The organism is Sphingobacterium sp. LRF_L2 (genome assembly GCF_965644235.1).
GTDB lineage: Bacteria > Bacteroidota > Bacteroidia > Sphingobacteriales > Sphingobacteriaceae > Sphingobacterium.
In genome coordinates this window covers 178,681-195,222 of record NZ_CBFFRI010000001.1, presented here as the reverse complement: position 1 = coordinate 195,222, position 16,542 = coordinate 178,681, and the positions used below count along the sequence as shown (strand labels likewise).

15 protein-coding genes and 2 tRNA genes are annotated in these 16,542 nt (G+C 37.5%); 8 read left to right on the top strand and 9 right to left on the bottom strand.

Annotated elements, in window-relative coordinates; genetic code table 11:
* Window position 1: 1 nt before the first annotated feature.
* Window positions 2-769 carry a LytR/AlgR family response regulator transcription factor gene (locus tag ACSZOX_RS00880; RefSeq protein ID WP_437917841.1) on the top strand — a complete coding sequence of 256 codons (768 nt, stop codon included), beginning with the start codon at window positions 2-4 and terminating at the stop codon, window positions 767-769.
* A gap of 512 nt (window positions 770-1,281) precedes the next feature.
* Here ACSZOX_RS00880 and ACSZOX_RS00875 read toward each other — a convergent pair.
* The 4 genes from ACSZOX_RS00875 to ACSZOX_RS00860 all read right to left on the bottom strand — a co-directional run bounded on the left by ACSZOX_RS00875 (window position 1,282) and on the right by ACSZOX_RS00860 (window position 3,985).
* Window positions 1,282-1,419: a hypothetical protein gene (locus tag ACSZOX_RS00875; protein ID WP_437917839.1), complete on the bottom strand. Its 138-nt coding sequence runs from the start codon at window positions 1,417-1,419 to the stop codon at window positions 1,282-1,284.
* Between the two features lie 716 nt (window positions 1,420-2,135).
* Window positions 2,136-2,208 (bottom strand) — tRNA-Lys (locus ACSZOX_RS00870).
* A 418-nt stretch (window positions 2,209-2,626) separates the two neighbouring features.
* Window positions 2,627-3,661 carry a hypothetical protein gene (locus ACSZOX_RS00865; protein WP_437917837.1) on the bottom strand — a complete coding sequence of 345 codons (1,035 nt, stop codon included), beginning with the start codon at window positions 3,659-3,661 and terminating at the stop codon, window positions 2,627-2,629.
* A 90-nt stretch (window positions 3,662-3,751) separates the two neighbouring features.
* Complete coding sequence (locus ACSZOX_RS00860; RefSeq protein WP_437917835.1) at window positions 3,752-3,985, bottom strand: hypothetical protein; 234 nt, start codon at window positions 3,983-3,985, stop codon at window positions 3,752-3,754.
* Window positions 3,986-4,347: 362 nt separating this feature from the next.
* Here ACSZOX_RS00860 and ACSZOX_RS00855 point away from each other — a divergent pair, with 362 nt between their 5' ends.
* Window positions 4,348-5,832 (top strand): tetratricopeptide repeat protein, encoded by a 1,485-nt coding sequence (locus ACSZOX_RS00855; protein ID WP_437917833.1) that lies wholly within the window; start codon window positions 4,348-4,350, stop codon window positions 5,830-5,832.
* 2 nt (window positions 5,833-5,834) lie between these two features.
* Window positions 5,835-6,737, top strand: coding sequence for a hypothetical protein (locus tag ACSZOX_RS00850; RefSeq protein WP_437917831.1), 903 nt, complete (start codon window positions 5,835-5,837; stop codon window positions 6,735-6,737).
* Window positions 6,738-6,905: 168 nt separating this feature from the next.
* On the opposite strand, the gene ACSZOX_RS00845 is transcribed toward ACSZOX_RS00850, so the two are convergent.
* Both ACSZOX_RS00845 and prmC read right to left on the bottom strand, forming a co-directional pair.
* Window positions 6,906-6,978, bottom strand: a tRNA-Lys gene (locus ACSZOX_RS00845).
* Between the two features lie 137 nt (window positions 6,979-7,115).
* Window positions 7,116-7,976 (bottom strand): peptide chain release factor N(5)-glutamine methyltransferase, encoded by an 861-nt coding sequence (prmC, locus tag ACSZOX_RS00840; RefSeq protein ID WP_437917829.1) that lies wholly within the window; start codon window positions 7,974-7,976, stop codon window positions 7,116-7,118.
* 63 nt (window positions 7,977-8,039) lie between these two features.
* Here prmC and ribD point away from each other — a divergent pair, with 63 nt between their 5' ends.
* Window positions 8,040-9,122: a bifunctional diaminohydroxyphosphoribosylaminopyrimidine deaminase/5-amino-6-(5-phosphoribosylamino)uracil reductase RibD gene (gene ribD, locus ACSZOX_RS00835; RefSeq protein ID WP_437917827.1), complete on the top strand. Its 1,083-nt coding sequence runs from the start codon at window positions 8,040-8,042 to the stop codon at window positions 9,120-9,122.
* On the opposite strand, the gene ACSZOX_RS00830 is transcribed toward ribD, so the two are convergent.
* Window positions 9,096-9,476, bottom strand: a complete 381-nt coding sequence (locus ACSZOX_RS00830) for a hypothetical protein (protein ID WP_437917825.1) — start codon at window positions 9,474-9,476, stop codon at window positions 9,096-9,098. The two genes, ribD and ACSZOX_RS00830, sit on opposite strands and share 27 nt — an antisense overlap.
* Window positions 9,477-9,720: 244 nt before the next feature.
* On the opposite strand from ACSZOX_RS00830, the gene ACSZOX_RS00825 reads away from it, so the two are divergent.
* Together ACSZOX_RS00825 and ACSZOX_RS00820 are read left to right on the top strand one after the other, a co-directional pair.
* On the top strand, window positions 9,721-11,592 hold the full coding sequence (locus ACSZOX_RS00825) for an Nramp family divalent metal transporter (RefSeq protein ID WP_437917823.1): 1,872 nt from the start codon (window positions 9,721-9,723) through the stop codon (window positions 11,590-11,592).
* 9 nt (window positions 11,593-11,601) lie between these two features.
* A complete protein-coding gene (locus ACSZOX_RS00820) occupies window positions 11,602-12,390 on the top strand; it encodes an SDR family oxidoreductase (protein ID WP_437917821.1) in 789 nt (262 codons plus the stop codon).
* A 52-nt stretch (window positions 12,391-12,442) separates the two neighbouring features.
* Here the strand turns inward: ACSZOX_RS00820 and ACSZOX_RS00815 are convergent, their stop codons facing one another.
* Entirely contained in the window at window positions 12,443-13,318 is an 876-nt protein-coding gene (locus tag ACSZOX_RS00815) for a PPK2 family polyphosphate kinase (RefSeq protein WP_437917819.1), read from the bottom strand.
* Window positions 13,319-13,461: 143 nt separating this feature from the next.
* Here ACSZOX_RS00815 and ACSZOX_RS00810 point away from each other — a divergent pair, with 143 nt between their 5' ends.
* Window positions 13,462-14,742: a DUF2851 family protein gene (locus ACSZOX_RS00810; protein ID WP_437917817.1), complete on the top strand. Its 1,281-nt coding sequence runs from the start codon at window positions 13,462-13,464 to the stop codon at window positions 14,740-14,742.
* Here ACSZOX_RS00810 and ACSZOX_RS00805 read toward each other — a convergent pair.
* Complete coding sequence (locus ACSZOX_RS00805) at window positions 14,739-15,392, bottom strand: ankyrin repeat domain-containing protein (protein ID WP_437917815.1); 654 nt, start codon at window positions 15,390-15,392, stop codon at window positions 14,739-14,741. The genes ACSZOX_RS00810 and ACSZOX_RS00805 overlap by 4 nt on opposite strands.
* Window positions 15,393-15,795: 403 nt before the next feature.
* Here ACSZOX_RS00805 and ACSZOX_RS00800 point away from each other — a divergent pair, with 403 nt between their 5' ends.
* Window positions 15,796-16,368 (top strand): UbiX family flavin prenyltransferase, encoded by a 573-nt coding sequence (locus tag ACSZOX_RS00800; RefSeq protein WP_437917813.1) that lies wholly within the window; start codon window positions 15,796-15,798, stop codon window positions 16,366-16,368.
* Window positions 16,369-16,542 lie beyond the last annotated feature (174 nt).

Genomic DNA, 16,542 nt, shown 5'->3' with positions numbered 1-16,542 from the left:
AATGATTGCGCAATTTAAAAAAGAGTTGAATATATTATTGATAGACGATGATATTGTCGATTTAGAACGTTTAAAGAGGTTGGTTGAGGTATTTATGACTATGCCAGTTAAGGTAATAACAGTTGGAGATCAGTTTGAAGGATTGGAACTTATTATGAAGCATCAGGTAGATGTTGTTTTTGTTGACGTGCAAATGCCTGAAATGGATGGTTTTCAATTTACAGAAGAAGTTAATGCGTATAATCGTGCTCAGAAAAATAATAGAATGCCAGTCTTCGTGATTTTTTGCTCAGGTTATAACTATGATAATGAACACGTGGCAGATTTCGATGCAATCCATTTTCTTGGGAAGCCAATAACAGCGAGAAAGGTGGAGCTAGTTTCTCGAAAGATAGAAAGTTTGATGGAACTGTTTGATAAGAAGATTCACAGCAGAAATAGTACGTTAGTGTTTAAGGTCGGAGATGAAGAGCATAAAGTTGATAGTCGCAAGATTGTTTATATTGAAGTTCGAGGCAACTACAGCACCATTTATTATTGTGGTGGAACTACACTAACCATCAAAATTTCGTTATCGGCAATTCTCGAATTATTGCCGAAAGATAATTTTTATCGAATACATAATAGTTATGCAATTAATATAGATTTCTTTGAACGAGAGAAAAATAAGGTTGTGTTTATGGAAGGTTATCCTGACGTTCCCTTAAAACTGGGGAGCGAAGTGCTTTATCCTGCTTATCACGAATGGAAAAGAAATCACTTGTGTTAATTTTCACTTATTTTCTTTTGCTATTCTTGTCAATGGATTGCTCTTTCTTTTCCATTATTTCTTTCCGCTGATAGTAAATTATGCCGAATTCTTGGAGTGAGAGCAGGCATATCCAGTAAGGAATAATGGTGTATTATTTAATCTCTTTAGAACATGTTGCGTTGCCAAATATGATACAGTTTAGAAAATATGATCTATACTTGTATCTGAAAGTTTATTTCGGTAACACCATACTGACAGATAATTGGTTTTAAAGCCGAAGAACGTGTATGCCTTTTTAAGCTTTTCCTTGCCTTTTCTTTTACCCTTGTTCTGCCTTTGTTCTGACTTTCTTCGGACCAACTTCGCCCTTTCTTCGGTCGCCGCTTTACTTTTTTCTTACTGTCGTTATACATTTTCTTTACTGAAGTAACCAAACAGTATAACGGGAGTATCATAAATGTACTTCAGCGGATGAACATTTAGCGAAGATGATAGCGTGTTTGTTATAAGAAGATCCGAATAACGGTTATTCAATCGACAGTATCTGACAAGATGTAACCAGTGATCCGCCAACTATCCGACAAGTCGCTCCCCGTACTATTTTTTTCTTGATCGGCATTGTATGTTTGTTTCGTCTGGCAGAAATACGATAAATATCCTGTCATCATGGGGTCTCTAACATTTAAATAGTTAAGAAATGGGAGCAATTGTCAAAGCATGTAAAATAATATGTAATAAGAAAGAAGGGATGGTTTTGATGGATTTACAGCAGGAGGATTCGTAAAGTAAATTGAAAAATTGGGTATGCGCGAAAGCAAGTATAATTGGAACGTTCGCTCGGGGTTGCTCAAGCCTATACGCTTGAACGAGAAGGATTTTTACGTCGAAGAGGACCTTCTGAAGGCTATTTAAGAGAGCCGAAATAAGGGTAGATGCTAAAAAGTTTGTCATAAACTGATGTAAGTTTGTCGTATCCGAACTTCGTTTGTGATAAACTGATATGCGTTTGTTATAAACTTGGAAGCGTTTGCGGTAAACTGATTTTCGTTTGTGACAAACGCAATCGCGGTTGCTACAGATTGATATGCGGTTGGGGTGTCAGATGCAAGCTGACGATAAACTTGTCTTCGTTTGCGACAGACGCATTTACGTTTGTGATAAACTTATTCTAGTTTGCAATAAACTGCTATGCGGTTGTGATAGACTGTGATGCGGTTGGGATAGATTTATATCGGGTTGGTTCAGACTAAGTGTCGTTTATGGGGGGGGCATGGAAGGAAACAGGGGAGAAAGAGGGGATGCACCAAAACTTAGTATGGTCCAAAGAAGCTAGTAATTAGCTTATAAAAAAGAAAAGCTAATCTCACGATTAGCTTTTCTTTTGTGATCCCGCTGGGACTCGAACCCAGGACCCATACATTAAAAGTGTATTGCTCTACCAGCTGAGCTACGGAATCTTTTTCTGTATTCAAGAAGGAATTTTATTTCCTTATCTTGAAGGAGCTGCAAAGGTAGGAAACTGTTTGATAGATACAAAAAAAAATAATTTATTTTTTTTGTGTAAATGCTATATAATTGATAAATAGTGTTGTATAGTACAGCTGTTATTAGCTTACAGCGTTTAAAATAAAAAAGTTACTATTTCTAGCACCTTTTTGTGACCCACAAGGTACAAAAATCGAAATATTTTTTGGTAGATTTAAAGTACTTGGACCAATTGAAAGACAGTTCGTAACAATCTGATATCTCTCCTCATCGCGGTATGATGATTGCTGTTGGCAAGTTTAAAGGCGATTAGTTCCTTTTACAGGGCTAATCGCCTTTATTGTAAGTTGTTAACTAAAAGATGCTTTTCGGAGATTGTGAGGACTTGTTTTATGAATTGGGTTCTATTGTTATGTGGTTCAAAATCAGGTGATTGAAATTGAGTATTTTGTTCATTTCAGCTATATCTGAAGCATTTTGCATTTGCGAAGCAGAGACATCTCCGTAAATAAATACATGAGTCTTGCCGACTAAGTAATACTTTAGAGTGATGAAGGATTGGATGAATGGCTTGTCTTCTTCAACATTGTAACTAATGGTATAGCCTACAATTGCGTCTTTTTCCTCTTTGACCACCACGAGCTGGGTGTTTTCTGCTATAAAACTTTCCATATCAAAAGGAGTAGGATCAGTAGATAGCCAGAGCGTCAGCTGTTTCAGACCATAGTCATCTGCATGCTCGATATCGTAGATTTTGGAGTGCTCTTTAAAAGTGCCAATTTTGATGGGACCAAATTTTTCATTCTTAAGATCACCGGATTCCCATAATGCTATTTTTTCGGGTATGCGCAGTATAATGTCACTATCATACGTGTCATCAAATATGGTGTCGACCTTTGTGGGCAGTTTTTCCAGCTGTTCTAATACGATGGGCGAATCCTTTGCCAAGGTCTTTTTGAAGTCTTCTATTTTATCCGAAATGGTTTTTTGATAAGCAATAGCCTCTGCCAAGTCTTTTTTGTACGCTTCGTGATCTATCTTTTCAAATTCCATGATCGTGTTTTTTGATTTAGAATTGGTCGCCTTATCTACGAATTTGATTAGAAAACTATTCCCCTGGAAGCGATGATCGTACATATCATAATAATCCTTGTCTGTAATCTGTAACTGGCTTAGTTCTTTAAAATCGTTCAACCCGATAGCGAATTTTTCAGGCCATTCAAAATATAGGCTATCGTTGCGTTTCACGAAGTGAAAATTATAATCTGCTATTTCCTCCATCGACATCGCTGTCAGTCCTAGGAATGGTTCACCGTCTTCTCTATGAATGCTCTTGATGCGCCAATAGGATTCACTTTCCTGCGCACAGGATTGCAAGGCTGTGGTGGAAGTAAGCATGAGTGTAAGCATAATTAGTGTTCTCATAGTGATGTTTTAATTAACGAAGTATAAACAGATAAAATTGATAAGGGCTAATGGAATCCAACAAGGATACGCAAATGCAAACTCAAATGGTTACATCGGTAGCACACCTTTGAGACTCGCAACCCCGTAAACAAAACAAACGCAACATGAGGTTCGTAAGCGATCTACCACCGACAAATCTGGAAATAGGAGCAGCGCGAGATTGCCTTCAAAGATTACCGCCAGATCAGCCGCACCATCCTTCTTTAAGTTGCCCTGTTTCTGCAAGATGGTTTTCCACTCCACTGGAACAAAATCTTCCCATCGCGGTTTGACCAACTCCACCTGTTGTGCGTGTACCAACTGGCAGGCAAAAAGTAATCCTAAGACAAGTTTATTTTTCATGCCGTATTCGCATTCCCAAATATAGCATTTGCCATGATGACCGTATCCAACGATTTATTATTTGCAAGAAGTAATTTAAGATTCGTCTTGGTGGTGCTTTGGGCAGTAGTTCATAAATGGGCAACAGCGAATTGTGAATGTGCTACGTGATATTGATTAATTAGCTTAAATTTAATCATTCGTCATAGCATCAAAACCGACAGGAGGGAAACATGGTTGAAATCCACGCAAATGATAATCTTTAGTTCATTAGTATCGCTACTCATCATGAATAGCTGCATCGGACAGCCGAAATCATTAGCATGCTGAGCAGGTTATCGGCCGGTTTCATACGGGCGATCTCTTGTCTTGTCAATAAATACGATCCTTGTGGCGCTAATTGTAAATGCCTGGATGCGAATCGTAAACAGGAAATAGAAGATTACGGTTTATCGCTTAAATTTCGACTCAACATGATAGAAATAGCCATGAATAATGTATACGGTATAACAAAATCTTTCTGGATACTCTGTTGTCTGGTTTTACCTTTATGTACTAATGCGCAAGATCGTCTTATTGAAGAAAAGACTAGCCAAGCGATGATCCATTATCAGGATGAGGAATATGCACGGGCGGCACAGCTTTATGAAGAACTGTTAGAAAAAGATTATAAAAATGCATACCTGCTGTCGCAATGTGGATTGTGTTATTATCTACAACAGGACTTCCAACTGGCCAAAGAAAAATTCAGGTTAGCCACTTTATATGCCAACGTAGACGACAAGAAAACGCTAGCGCTATATCATTCTAATTTATCGGCAGCCTATTCCAACTTGGATGAGGACGAGCAAGCGTTCGAACATGCGGTCAAGGCGTATTATATGGATAAAGAAATGTTGTGGAATGCGGCTTCTATGGCGCAAAATATCGCTCGATACGACGACTGTCTCAAACTGATGAATGAGGCGGATCCTGCGACACTGCACAATGCTTTCCAGACCTTGTACGGGAGATCGTATTATCAAAAACAGGATTATAGGACAGCGGTAAAGCACTACAAAACCTTTTTCGACCGCTATGATCCTAGCGATGATACGGTGCCGCTTATCATAAAAGACGATCGCAACATTTACCTCTATTCCTGCCTCTGTCTATTGGCGCAAAGTACGGACGAGGAGGAGCAAGCACAACTTATTCAGCAGATTTTGGATGCGCAACAGGCACATCCGATGGTGTTTTATCGCCAAGATATGCTTGCTTTCTTCACAGCTCCTAAAAATATCTGTAAAACCTACCAGCTCCGTCCAGAAATGTCTTTACGACTCTATCGTGCATGGGTAAAGGATGCCAATAGTTATGACGACCTCTTATTTAGCTTTTATGCGCTCGACGATTTTGAGGAGACGTATGCACTAAGCACTGATTATCTAAAAGATGATGTGGGCGAAATTGAATTGGAATTTCGCCAAATTCAGTTTTTTTCTGCGCTGCAGTTGTATCTCCAAGATGCTGTAAAGAGCGAGCATAATCAAGACTCCGGTAGGATGAAGGAGTTGTTGCGCCTGTTTGATGGTTTTTTTGAATCGGATAAAACCTACAGTTTCGAAGAATTTGTAGCGATTCCAAGGATCGAAAATCTGATCGAAGGTCTGCTTTTTGCTTTTCGTAGCAACTATCGTCATGATGAGGATAAAAAAAGATTAGTGCCCATACAGATGAAATTCATCGAAAGGCTACCCAATCCTGATTTGAGAGATAAAATTATAGATGATCTGGGAATTAAACAGATGCTAACCGAAAACAACTAACCATGAATAGAGGAACGGGAAATAAGCGAATATCCGATGGGATTATCTACGGCATTATTGCTTGCGTGGTGATTGCTGGAATAGTATTTGGTCTGTATACATTCAACCAATCAGATAAAACAGCTACGCCAAAGCTCATCGTCGCCGATTCGACAAACGTAGTGGATAGTTCAAAAACAAAAGTGCCGGAAGAGTTCCTCCATCAAGATTCTGTGCCTTCTCGCTTGCCCATTGAATGGGATGGCGACAATGGGCCTTGGATTGCTTACCGAATTATTGGGAACACCGACGATTTAGTAGATCGAGATCTTAAGTTCGGTGATAAAGTGTGGGTGGATGACGAGCAATCCAAAGAAGCGTATAAGGTAGTGCTTGCTCGACCTGATGTGGAGCGCAACAGCCAATCTACTTTCCGACTGAATGCCGATCTATTGATTGAGGAATATCGTTTCGATAAGTATAGAATGAATTTCTCGTTGGCGCCATTTACCACATTGCCATCTGGTGTCAAAAAAATCCTAATGGATGACCAGTATAGTGATGGCAATTCCTACAGCCTCACGCAGAATGAAGCTCGCTCTAAGTCTTCCGTCGCTTTTGGGGATTTTGACGAAGATGGCATACAGGATGTCGCCGTGATCGTAGATAATAATGAAAAGCAGATCAGTCGTTTATTGATATTTTGTTCCAATAAAGTGACGCACCAGCCCTACATTGCTTTTGCCGAAAACTATGCCGACAAGATGCGGATTCGCTCTTTTCGAGAAAAAGCAAAGATCTATCTGAATACCAGTGAATTTGTGCCAGCACCCAGAGATGGCGTAATACTGACGGCAGATGATGTGGTGCTCGCTATTGTATATGATACCGAGTCGCAAAAATTCAAAACCTATTTTCAAGAATAATAGGCCATGAGAAACAAATCAGCATTTTTCGAACAGTATGAGAGGTGCAGCAGCAACCGAATGACTCACCGAGAATATATGATTTCGTGCTTATTTTGATTCTTTTTTTAATAAAAATAAAAAAACCCTGAAATCTGTTTATTTTCAGGGTTTTGATTTTATTCTCTGTGATCCCGCTGGGACTCGAACCCAGGACCCATACATTAAAAGTGTATTGCTCTACCAGCTGAGCTACGGAATCTTTACTTCTTTTTGGAGTATATTTCCTTGTTTGAAGTGATGCAAAGGTAGAAAAAAAGTTGATACCTGCCAAATGGTGCTACTTTTATTTTCTTTCTTTTGTTTTAACTTGTTGTTTCTCAGTTTGAAAAAATACAGCTAATATAAGGAAGTCTTGATCATTCTATCCGCAGTATTTAAATCTTTACGTATTTCCACTGCGCTGTATCCTTTTTTCATAAACATATCTTTGGTTTCGGTGCTCAAATATTGGTTTATTTCCACATAGATGCTTCCATCATGTTGCAAATGATGAAGACCTATATCCGCGATTGTATTGTAAAATAACAGTGGCATATGTGCTTCTACAAAAAGAGCGCTATCGGGTTCATAGTTTAATACGTTTATATGCATATGCTCTTTTTCTAATGGCGTTATATAGGGCGGATTACTCACGATCAAGTCGTATTGCTGATTATCGGACATATAACTTGCCCAATCTAGAATATCGGCTTCGATAAATTCAATAGAGACTTTCTGGTTTTTCGCATTTTGCCTTGCCATTATGATAGCTTCTGCGGATACATCTATAGCGTGTACCCTTGCCTGCGGTAGATGTTTTGCCAACGAAATTGCAATACATCCGGATCCTGTACCAATATCTAGAATGGATAAATCTTTTTTCGAACGATTTTCTGAAATAATCCAATCAACTAATTCTTCGGTTTCTGGCCTCGGAATCAAGGTATGTTCATTAACCAGGAAACGTTGTCCATAAAAGTCGGCTTCCCCGATAATATGTTGTATAGGTTTGCCTTTCTTTAATTCTTCTAAAATATGGAGAAAACGTATTTGTATTTCATTTTGAATTTCTTGACGACTTTCTAACGGAAAGAAGATTGTTTTTTTACCCGTAATAAAGCTATATGCCATAAGGAATAGTTGTTTGACTTCTCCTGGATCATAGATTGAAGAAAGTTCCTCTTCGTATTCTTTGGCAAGCATGTTGTAATCTTTCATTTTACAAACTTACAAAAGCCTAAAACACTTTTGATATTCTTCTGTAAATACTAAGTTTGTAAAATGATGCGAGACGAATTGTACATGCGTAGGTGTTTGGATTTAGCACTATTGGGAGGAGGGACAGTTAGCCCCAATCCGATGGTAGGTGCCGTTATTGTTCACGAAAATAGAATCATAGGAGAGGGGTTTACTTCTCCTTTTGGCGGATCGCATGCAGAGGTTAATGCTGTCAAAGATGCCTTACGCAAACTAGGAAAGGACGAGGCTGAAAAGATGTTTCTTTCTTCAACACTTTTTGTGAGTTTGGAACCTTGTGCTCATTTTGGTAAAACACCTCCTTGTGCAGATATGATTGTTTCTTATAAATTCCTAAGGGTGGTGATCGGTTGTGTAGATCCTTATTCAAAAGTGAATGGTTTAGGTATACAGAAACTTACTGCTGCTGGGATTGAAACTAAAGTTGGTGTTTTAGAAGATCAATGTATTCACTTGAATCGCCGATTTTTTACAAGAATTATGCAGCAAAGGCCTTATGTTATTCTTAAATGGGCGGAAACGCGTAATGGTTTCTTTGCTCCCGACGACCAGAAACAACGATGGATCAGTAATGCGGCTAGTAAACAATTAACGCACAAATGGCGTTCAGAAGAAGATGCAATATTAGTTGGTACATCAACAGCGCTGATTGATGATCCTTCATTAACGACAAGACTTTGGCGTGGTAAAAATCCGAAGCGAGTCGTCATTGACCGAGACCTTCGTATCCCTCTGTCGTCCCAACTTTTTGACGGCACGGCGGAAACGATAATTTTTAATGCCGAGAAAACGGATTGGCAACCTCAGGTAAAAAAAATTGCACTCGAAAATTTTTCGCTGTATCTTCCGCAGAACATTTTGTACCAACTCTATTTAATGGATGTGCAATCCATTATTATAGAAGGAGGGGCAGCGACTTTACAATCTTTTATCGACGCGGGGGTTTGGGATGAAGCACGAGTGTTTGTTTCTCCGATGGCATGGAATAGCGGCATAAATTCTCCAAAGCTCCATACGGATGTATCTTATTCAGAGAAAGTCGGTAATGATCTATTAAACTATTTTGTGAATCAACAGGTTTTATTGGATTCTAGGGCTGTCAAGTAGATCACATACATAGCCTAACACTTCTTGTTCAGAATGTCCGTCTTCAAGCATGGAAAAGGTAAGATAGGCTGCGTAAATTTCGGCACTAAAAAGAATATGCTTGTCCGCAATTATTCTGTCTATTGCCTCTTCCTTTACATCTAGACCAATGTGATGCAATTCGTTGTGAAGATTAGTAGCGATATTACAATGTTCTTCACCGGAAGCAAATGCAGCAATAATGTGCAATATAAATTTGTCCATAATCTCCGGACTTACCATACTTGCTTTAGACCCCAAATTATTTAAGTCTATTCTACTTTTTGCACTATGGACAATCTTATCCCATATAAGGTATTCAGTTTTTGTGTGCATAATTTGTAAGTTTATAATGTTACCTAAAGGTAATAAAAAGATAACACTCAAAAAAAATCTTATTTACTTTTTTAAACGACCCTAAAAGAATGATTATTCCTCTTTCAAAAATTAGTAAAAGGACCAAGTGTTTAAAATTGGAATCTAAAGAATTTCTATTCCTTTAACTCAAATTGTCGAAATTCTGATCCAAAAGAACGATTTAGATATGGGTTTCTGTCTAAGAATCGTTATATTTCAGCCCATGAAAGATTCCCATCATAAGTCGCTGGATGATGTGCATGAAAGTGTGCAAATACATCAGGGAAAATCTAAATTTAAGAAAGCTTTAAGTTTTTTTGGTCCTGCTTATTTAATAAGTGTGGGGTATATGGATCCAGGGAATTGGGCAACAGATCTCGCTGGTGGAAGTGCATTTGGTTATTCCCTTTTGTGGGTATTATTGATGAGCAATGTGATGGCTTTGTTATTACAGAGTCTATGCGCTCGCTTGGGGATTGTGCGGGGCAAGGATCTCGCACAGTGCAATAGAGAAATATACCCTAAAAGAATGAATTTTTTACTCTATTTGCTTGCCGAAATAGCAATAGCAGCTTGTGATTTAGCGGAAATTTTAGGGATGGCTATCGGTTTAAATCTTCTTTTTGGCATTGATATCTTATGGGGAGTGCTCATTAGTTTTGCTGATACTTTTCTTTTATTATATCTTCAACGTTTGGGTATGCGAAAGTTAGAGCTTTTTATCGTAGGGCTAGTTTCGTTGATTGGTATGTGTTTTTTACTCGAAATGTTTTTCGCGAAACCGCATTTAGACGAAGTAGTTACTGGTTTTATTCCCTCGCTACCCAATAATGCAGCACTCTATATCGCTATCGGAATAATCGGAGCGACAGTAATGCCTCACAACTTGTATCTGCATTCAGCTCTCGTGCAAACCCGAAAGATTGAAAGAAATCCTGAGTCCATACGGAAAGCATTAAAATATAATTTTTTTGATAGCGCCATAGCTCTCAATCTGGCTTTTTTTGTAAATGCTGCTATTCTTATTTTAGCAGCGGCTGTGTTTCATAAAAATGGAATGCATGATGTAGCAGAACTGCAAGATGCATATCATCTTTTAGGGGTTACGTTAAGTACACAATGGGCTCCTAAATTATTTGCAATAGCGCTTATTCTAGCAGGCCAAAGTTCTACTATAACGGGAACATTGGCGGGTCAAATTGTGATGGAAGGATATTTGAGACTCCGTATCAGTCCATTGTTGAGGCGCCTCCTCACACGGACGTTAGCCATAGTGCCTGCGGTTATTGTTATCGTCATTTTTGGAGATAAAGAAGTGGGACAGATGCTTATCTTCTCACAAGTTTTGTTAAGTATGCAGTTAGCATTTGCAGTAATACCTTTAATCCACTTCGTAAGCGATAAGAAGAAAATGGGAGAGTTTGTTATTAGCCCTCTTCTTAAAGTTGTCAGTTGGTCAATTGCGGTTGTAATTGCAATATTGAATTTTCAGCTTGTCCTGGCTGAAGTGACCGATTGGATACAGCAAGTCGATAATGTTCTGCTTCAAGGTTTGATTGTATTCGCAGCTGTAGGACTTTTACTTTTGTTAATCATGACAGTTGTTTATCCTTGGATTTTGCAAAGAAAGCATACTTCGTTAGATGTTCATAATGCGTTTGAAGAGCTCGTTTTTGAAGAAGCATCTTCTTTCAAGACAGTTCTTTTGGCACTTGATTTTTCTAAATCTGACGAGAAAGTGATTAGCCAAGCACTACGATTTAATCCGATAGGTTGTAAATTGGTTCTTATACATGTTGTAGAGAGTGCTAGTGTGAAATATACGGGTGGGCATAGTGACGATTATGAGGCCCGAAAGGATCTTGCTCGGGTGAAGCAATATGCCGATTTTTTAGCAGATCGAGGGTATGTGGTGAGCTTCGAACTTGGATACAACAACAGGATTAAAGCAATAAAGGGAAGTTGTGAAAAATATGATGCTGATTTATTAGTAGTTGGTAGTCATGGACATAAAGGGTTAAAGGATATTATTTTTGGTGAAACAGTAAATAAATTAAGACACGCCGTTAAGATACCGGTTTTAATAGCACAATAATAAAGTTTTATGCAGATATCATTAAAAGGAAAGCGAGCTTTAGTAGGAGGTGGAAGCTCAGGCATTGGAAGAGCTATTGCAATTGAATTAGCTGATTGCGGAGCTGAAGTTGTTTTGATGGCTAGAAACGAAGATAAGTTAAGAAATGTAATCAAAGAATTAAGTACTTCAGACAATCAAAATCATAGTTATCTGCTTACTGATTTTAACGATTACGATACGCATAAGGAAAAGATGAGCCATTTTTTCGCGAATGATAACGTGGATATACTGGTAAATAACACCAACGGTCCAACAGCTGGAGGGGTGTTGGTCAAAGAGGAACAAGATTATCAGCAAGCTTTTGAACTGTTGTTTCAAAATGCTGTATTTACGACTTCACTTGCTATTCCGTATATGCAGGAGCAAAAATTTGGACGTGTGATTAATGTTTCGTCGATGACGGTAAAGGAACCAAGTGAAACTCTTGTATTATCTAATACAATGCGCACAGCTTTAGTTAGCTGGAGCAAATCTTTAGCAGGTGAAGTGGCAAGGTATGGTGTTACTGTGAATTCTATTTTGACAGGATTTTTTGATACAGACCGTTTAAACACGCTGATGAAACTGCAGGCAGAGCAGAAAGGAATCTCATTTGCCGAGGTGAAAAAAAATAGAATTTCGTCAATTCCTATGCAAAGATTAGGTAAGCCTGATGAATACGGACGACTTGTAGCCTTTTTGGCTTCAGAATATGCATCTTTTTTGACAGGTACAGCTATTCCATTGGATGGAGGGGCTAGTGTTGGTGTAATTTAGGAAGATTTTTTAGAGGGACTATTAACTTAGAAAAGTCCCTCTATCCTTAGTTTTAATCTTTTTCTAATTCTTTTCGGTAGTGGTTCAGTTGTTCGTAAATATCCTCTTCGAGTTCAGGGTATTGGATCTCCTTATATTTTGATAGTTTTTCCCAAAGAATTTTTGCCACTAGATAACGTGCTATCTGTTTATTGTCAGCGGGAATAATATACCATGGAGCATTTGGCTTGCTGGTTTTTTGAATAGCTTCTTCATAGCAGTCCATATACTTTTCCCACATTTTTCTTTCCGTTAGATCTCCTGGTGAAAACTTCCAGTTATGTTCCCCTTTCTCTAAACGGCGAAGTAACCTTTCTTTTTGTTCATTTTTGCTTAAGTGAAGATAAAATTTAAAGACAATCATTTTGTTGTCTGTTAAATGTTTTTCAAAATTATTGATTTGGGAGAACCTATCATTCCAAAATGATTTAGGTATTTCGGAAGTTTCATGAATATCGGGTATATGCTCGTTTAAAAGATATTCGGGATGTACTCTTGTAACCAATACATTTTCGTAATGAGTTCTATTAAATACCCCGAATTTTCCTTTCGGTGGAAGGTTTATGTAATGCCGCCAAAGATAATCGTGCTGTAGTTCGAGAGTACTTGGTGTTTTGAAGCTTTTAACCTCAACACCTCGTGCATTAAAATCTTTAAAAAGCTCGCGAATAAGGCTGTCTTTTCCTGCTGTATCCATGCCCTGAAGACAGATCAGTACATTGTAACGATTGTGTGCATACATAATGTCCTGAAGTTTTGCTATCTTTTTTCGGATTTTTTTTAATTCTACTTTTGCGAATTCTATGCCGATCTCATTTGTTACATCTGTAGGGAACTTTTCTAATTGAAATCCTCGGGATGCTTTTAATTTTTTAGAATAGTTACTCATAATCTGTTTACTTTTTAATAAACTTAGGAAAAAGTCTTTTTTATTGCAAAAGTGATACAGGTGTTTTTGACGCTGTTTTTGAGAATAGTTAAAGGAAGTTAATCTTGTACGTTAGATGTACTTTTTTTATTGTATCTTTAGCTATGATTGCAGAAAAGTTACTCCACTTCATCTGGCAATTTAGGCTTTTTAACCAGTTAGAACTTTATAGCTTAGATGATGAAAAAATTAAGATTTTACATATTGGTGAACACAATAAGGATGCGGGGCCTGATTTTTTACATGCCAAGATCGTTATTGACGATACCTTATGGGTTGGACATGTTGAAATGCATGTGGAAGGAAAAGATTGGGTAAAACACAAACATCATGAGGATGAAAAATATAATAATGTTGTTTTGCATGTTGTTTTTTGTAATCCAGTGGATGTATTGAGAGCAGATGGGACGAAAATAGTCACGCTCCAGTTGCAACACTATTTGAGTGCTAGCGTTATTGATACTTATGTGTCCATTTTTGAAAATAAAAATTGGATACCTTGCGAAAGTCAACTTTCGTCGGTAGAGGATATTCATAAGTACGATTTGTTAGATAAAATGGTCGTAAATCGACTTGAAGAGCAGTTTTACCGAGTCCGTGAGCTTTTCTATACTGTAAAAGGAGATTGGGAACATGTACTATTTATTCAATTGTGTCGCAGTTTTGGAACAAAAGTAAATGCTGATGTGTTTTTGCGACTAGCGGAACTAATCAACATCACATTACTCCGTAAGTATTTCGGCAATAGGATAAAATTGGAAGCTATGTTTTTCGGACAGGCAGGTTTTTTAGCAAACGATTTGGATAACGATTTGTATATTGAGAAATTGATTAATGAATATCATTCATTAAAACATTTGCACAAACTTAGGGAAATTAGGTTTTCTGAATGGAGCTTTATGCGAATGCGACCACCTAATTTTCCTACTTTTCGTTTAGCTCAATTTGTGTCTTTTTATACTAAAAATCCCTATTTGTTTCAAAGAGTTATAAGCTGTAAAACTCTTGACCAAGTTCTAGAGCTTTTAAAAATAGATAATATTAATAATTTTTGGTACAATCATTTTAGGTTAGACAAGCAATCTACTATCCATTCGGTAGTTTTTTCAAAGGCATTTAAAGATCATGTCGTGATTAATGCATTTATACCGATTATATTCACCTATGGTAAAATGATAAAGGATGTAGAATTGCAAGAACGAGCCTACAGTTGGTTGCAGGGATTGAATGCTGAGGATAATAATATCGTTCGAAAATTTAGTCAATTAGGTCTATTAGCACGTAATGCCTCAGATTCTCAAGCTGTTTTATGGTTGAAAAAAAACTATTGTAATCAAAAAAAGTGTTTGTCATGTTGTGTGGGATTATCTCTTTTTAAACCCTAAGTTGGTTTTAGTATCTCAGAAATTTCTTTATGACCTTTTTCGAGGGCTAAATCAGAAGCAGTAGCACCGAAGTCTGTTTTTAAAGAGATATCGGCTCCATTTTCAAGTAATACGATAATCATGTCAATATTTCCCTGTTGAGCGGCAATATGCAGCGGTGTAATTCGAGCATTTTGAAAAATATTAACTTCAGCACCAGCCTCAACCAACATTTTACTTATTTGATTGTAATTTCCTGTTAAGGCTGTATGAAGTGGATACACCTGATACCCATTTTGAGAACTAATATTCGGATCAGCACGCTTTGATAATAATATACGTACAACGCCTTCCTGTCCAAAATGGGTTGCTATCCCAAGCGGTGTAAATCCATGGGATGATATCTCATCTATTACATCAGGCTTCTGTTTAATCATCATTTCTACTTGCGGAACCAATCCGATAGCACAAGCTTCATGTACTGTAATCGTATTTAAATGATTTAGTATCGTTTTAATTACCTGATCTTTATGATAATAACAGGCCAGCAATAAAGGTGAGATATCGTGACTGGTTTTTTCTCTAAGCAATGTCGCATTTGCTCTAAGTAGTATTTCCAAATCGTGATGATTCCCTGTCTCAATATATTCTTCTAACTTGTATAAACTCATCCCTGTATCGTTTGACGCTCACGAATTAAATAAAAAAATACGAAAATCAAATAAATTGTGAATAACATTTGTGATGTGTAAAACGTGTAGAAAATAAAAAAGAATAAGATATTCCTTTCTTTTTGCTAGTTATAAAGGTGTTATATGGATTCTTGCCAAGAAACTGATCCGTTTAAATTATATTAATTCTTTGTAATAAGATTCCAGAGATTGTGCAATCGATTGATTTATACGGCCTGTAGTGGAAAGACTACAATATCCGAAAATCTAGAGTAAAAGAGTTGTCTAATCTTAAACTAAGAATTACTTTTGTATTGCCCTCCCCAAGGGCATGTTTTTCATAGGTAGATGTAGGGTCGAATATACTATTCGACCCTTTTTTTGTTAACTTTGATTTATTGTTATGACGAAAAGAAAAAGAATAGTGGTAGCCATCACCGGAGCTAGCGGTTCTATATATGCGAAATTATTGTTAGATAAACTTCATTTACTAACAGATCAAGTGGAAGAGGTAACTGTGGTGATGTCTGATAATGCGAAAGACGTTTGGAAATTTGAGTTGGGAAATGAAGAATATAGTTCTTATCCCTATCGGTTTTATTCAAAAAACGATTTCATGGCGCCATTTGCTTCTGGGTCTGCAGGATTTGATACCATGATTGTATGTCCTTGTTCGATGGGAACGCTTTCGCGTATTGCACATGGGACCTCCTCCGATTTAACGACGAGAGCTGCGGATGTTATCCTTAAAGAGAGAAGGAAACTTGTTCTTGTTACAAGAGAAACTCCTTTGAGTATCATACACATTAATAATATGGCCTTGATTACGCAGGCTGGGGGGATTATTTGTCCCGCTAGTCCATCATTTTATAGTAGGCCTGATAGTTTTGAACAACTTGCCGCTACTGTTGTGGATCGTGTTTTTTCTTTATGTGATATTCAAGTGGATAGTTATTCTTGGGGAAAAGAACCTTAAAAATATATACATTATCAAATCGGCTTAAAAATATTTTGTACATTTGTTTTTCAATGAAGCAGCTCGCAGATCTGATAAATTTTACGTTAGATTTCATTGGATTTCCATTGAGACTTTTGAGCGTTTACCAATCTTACAGCAGTAAACAAAAACCTTTTTTAATCTATTTCTACT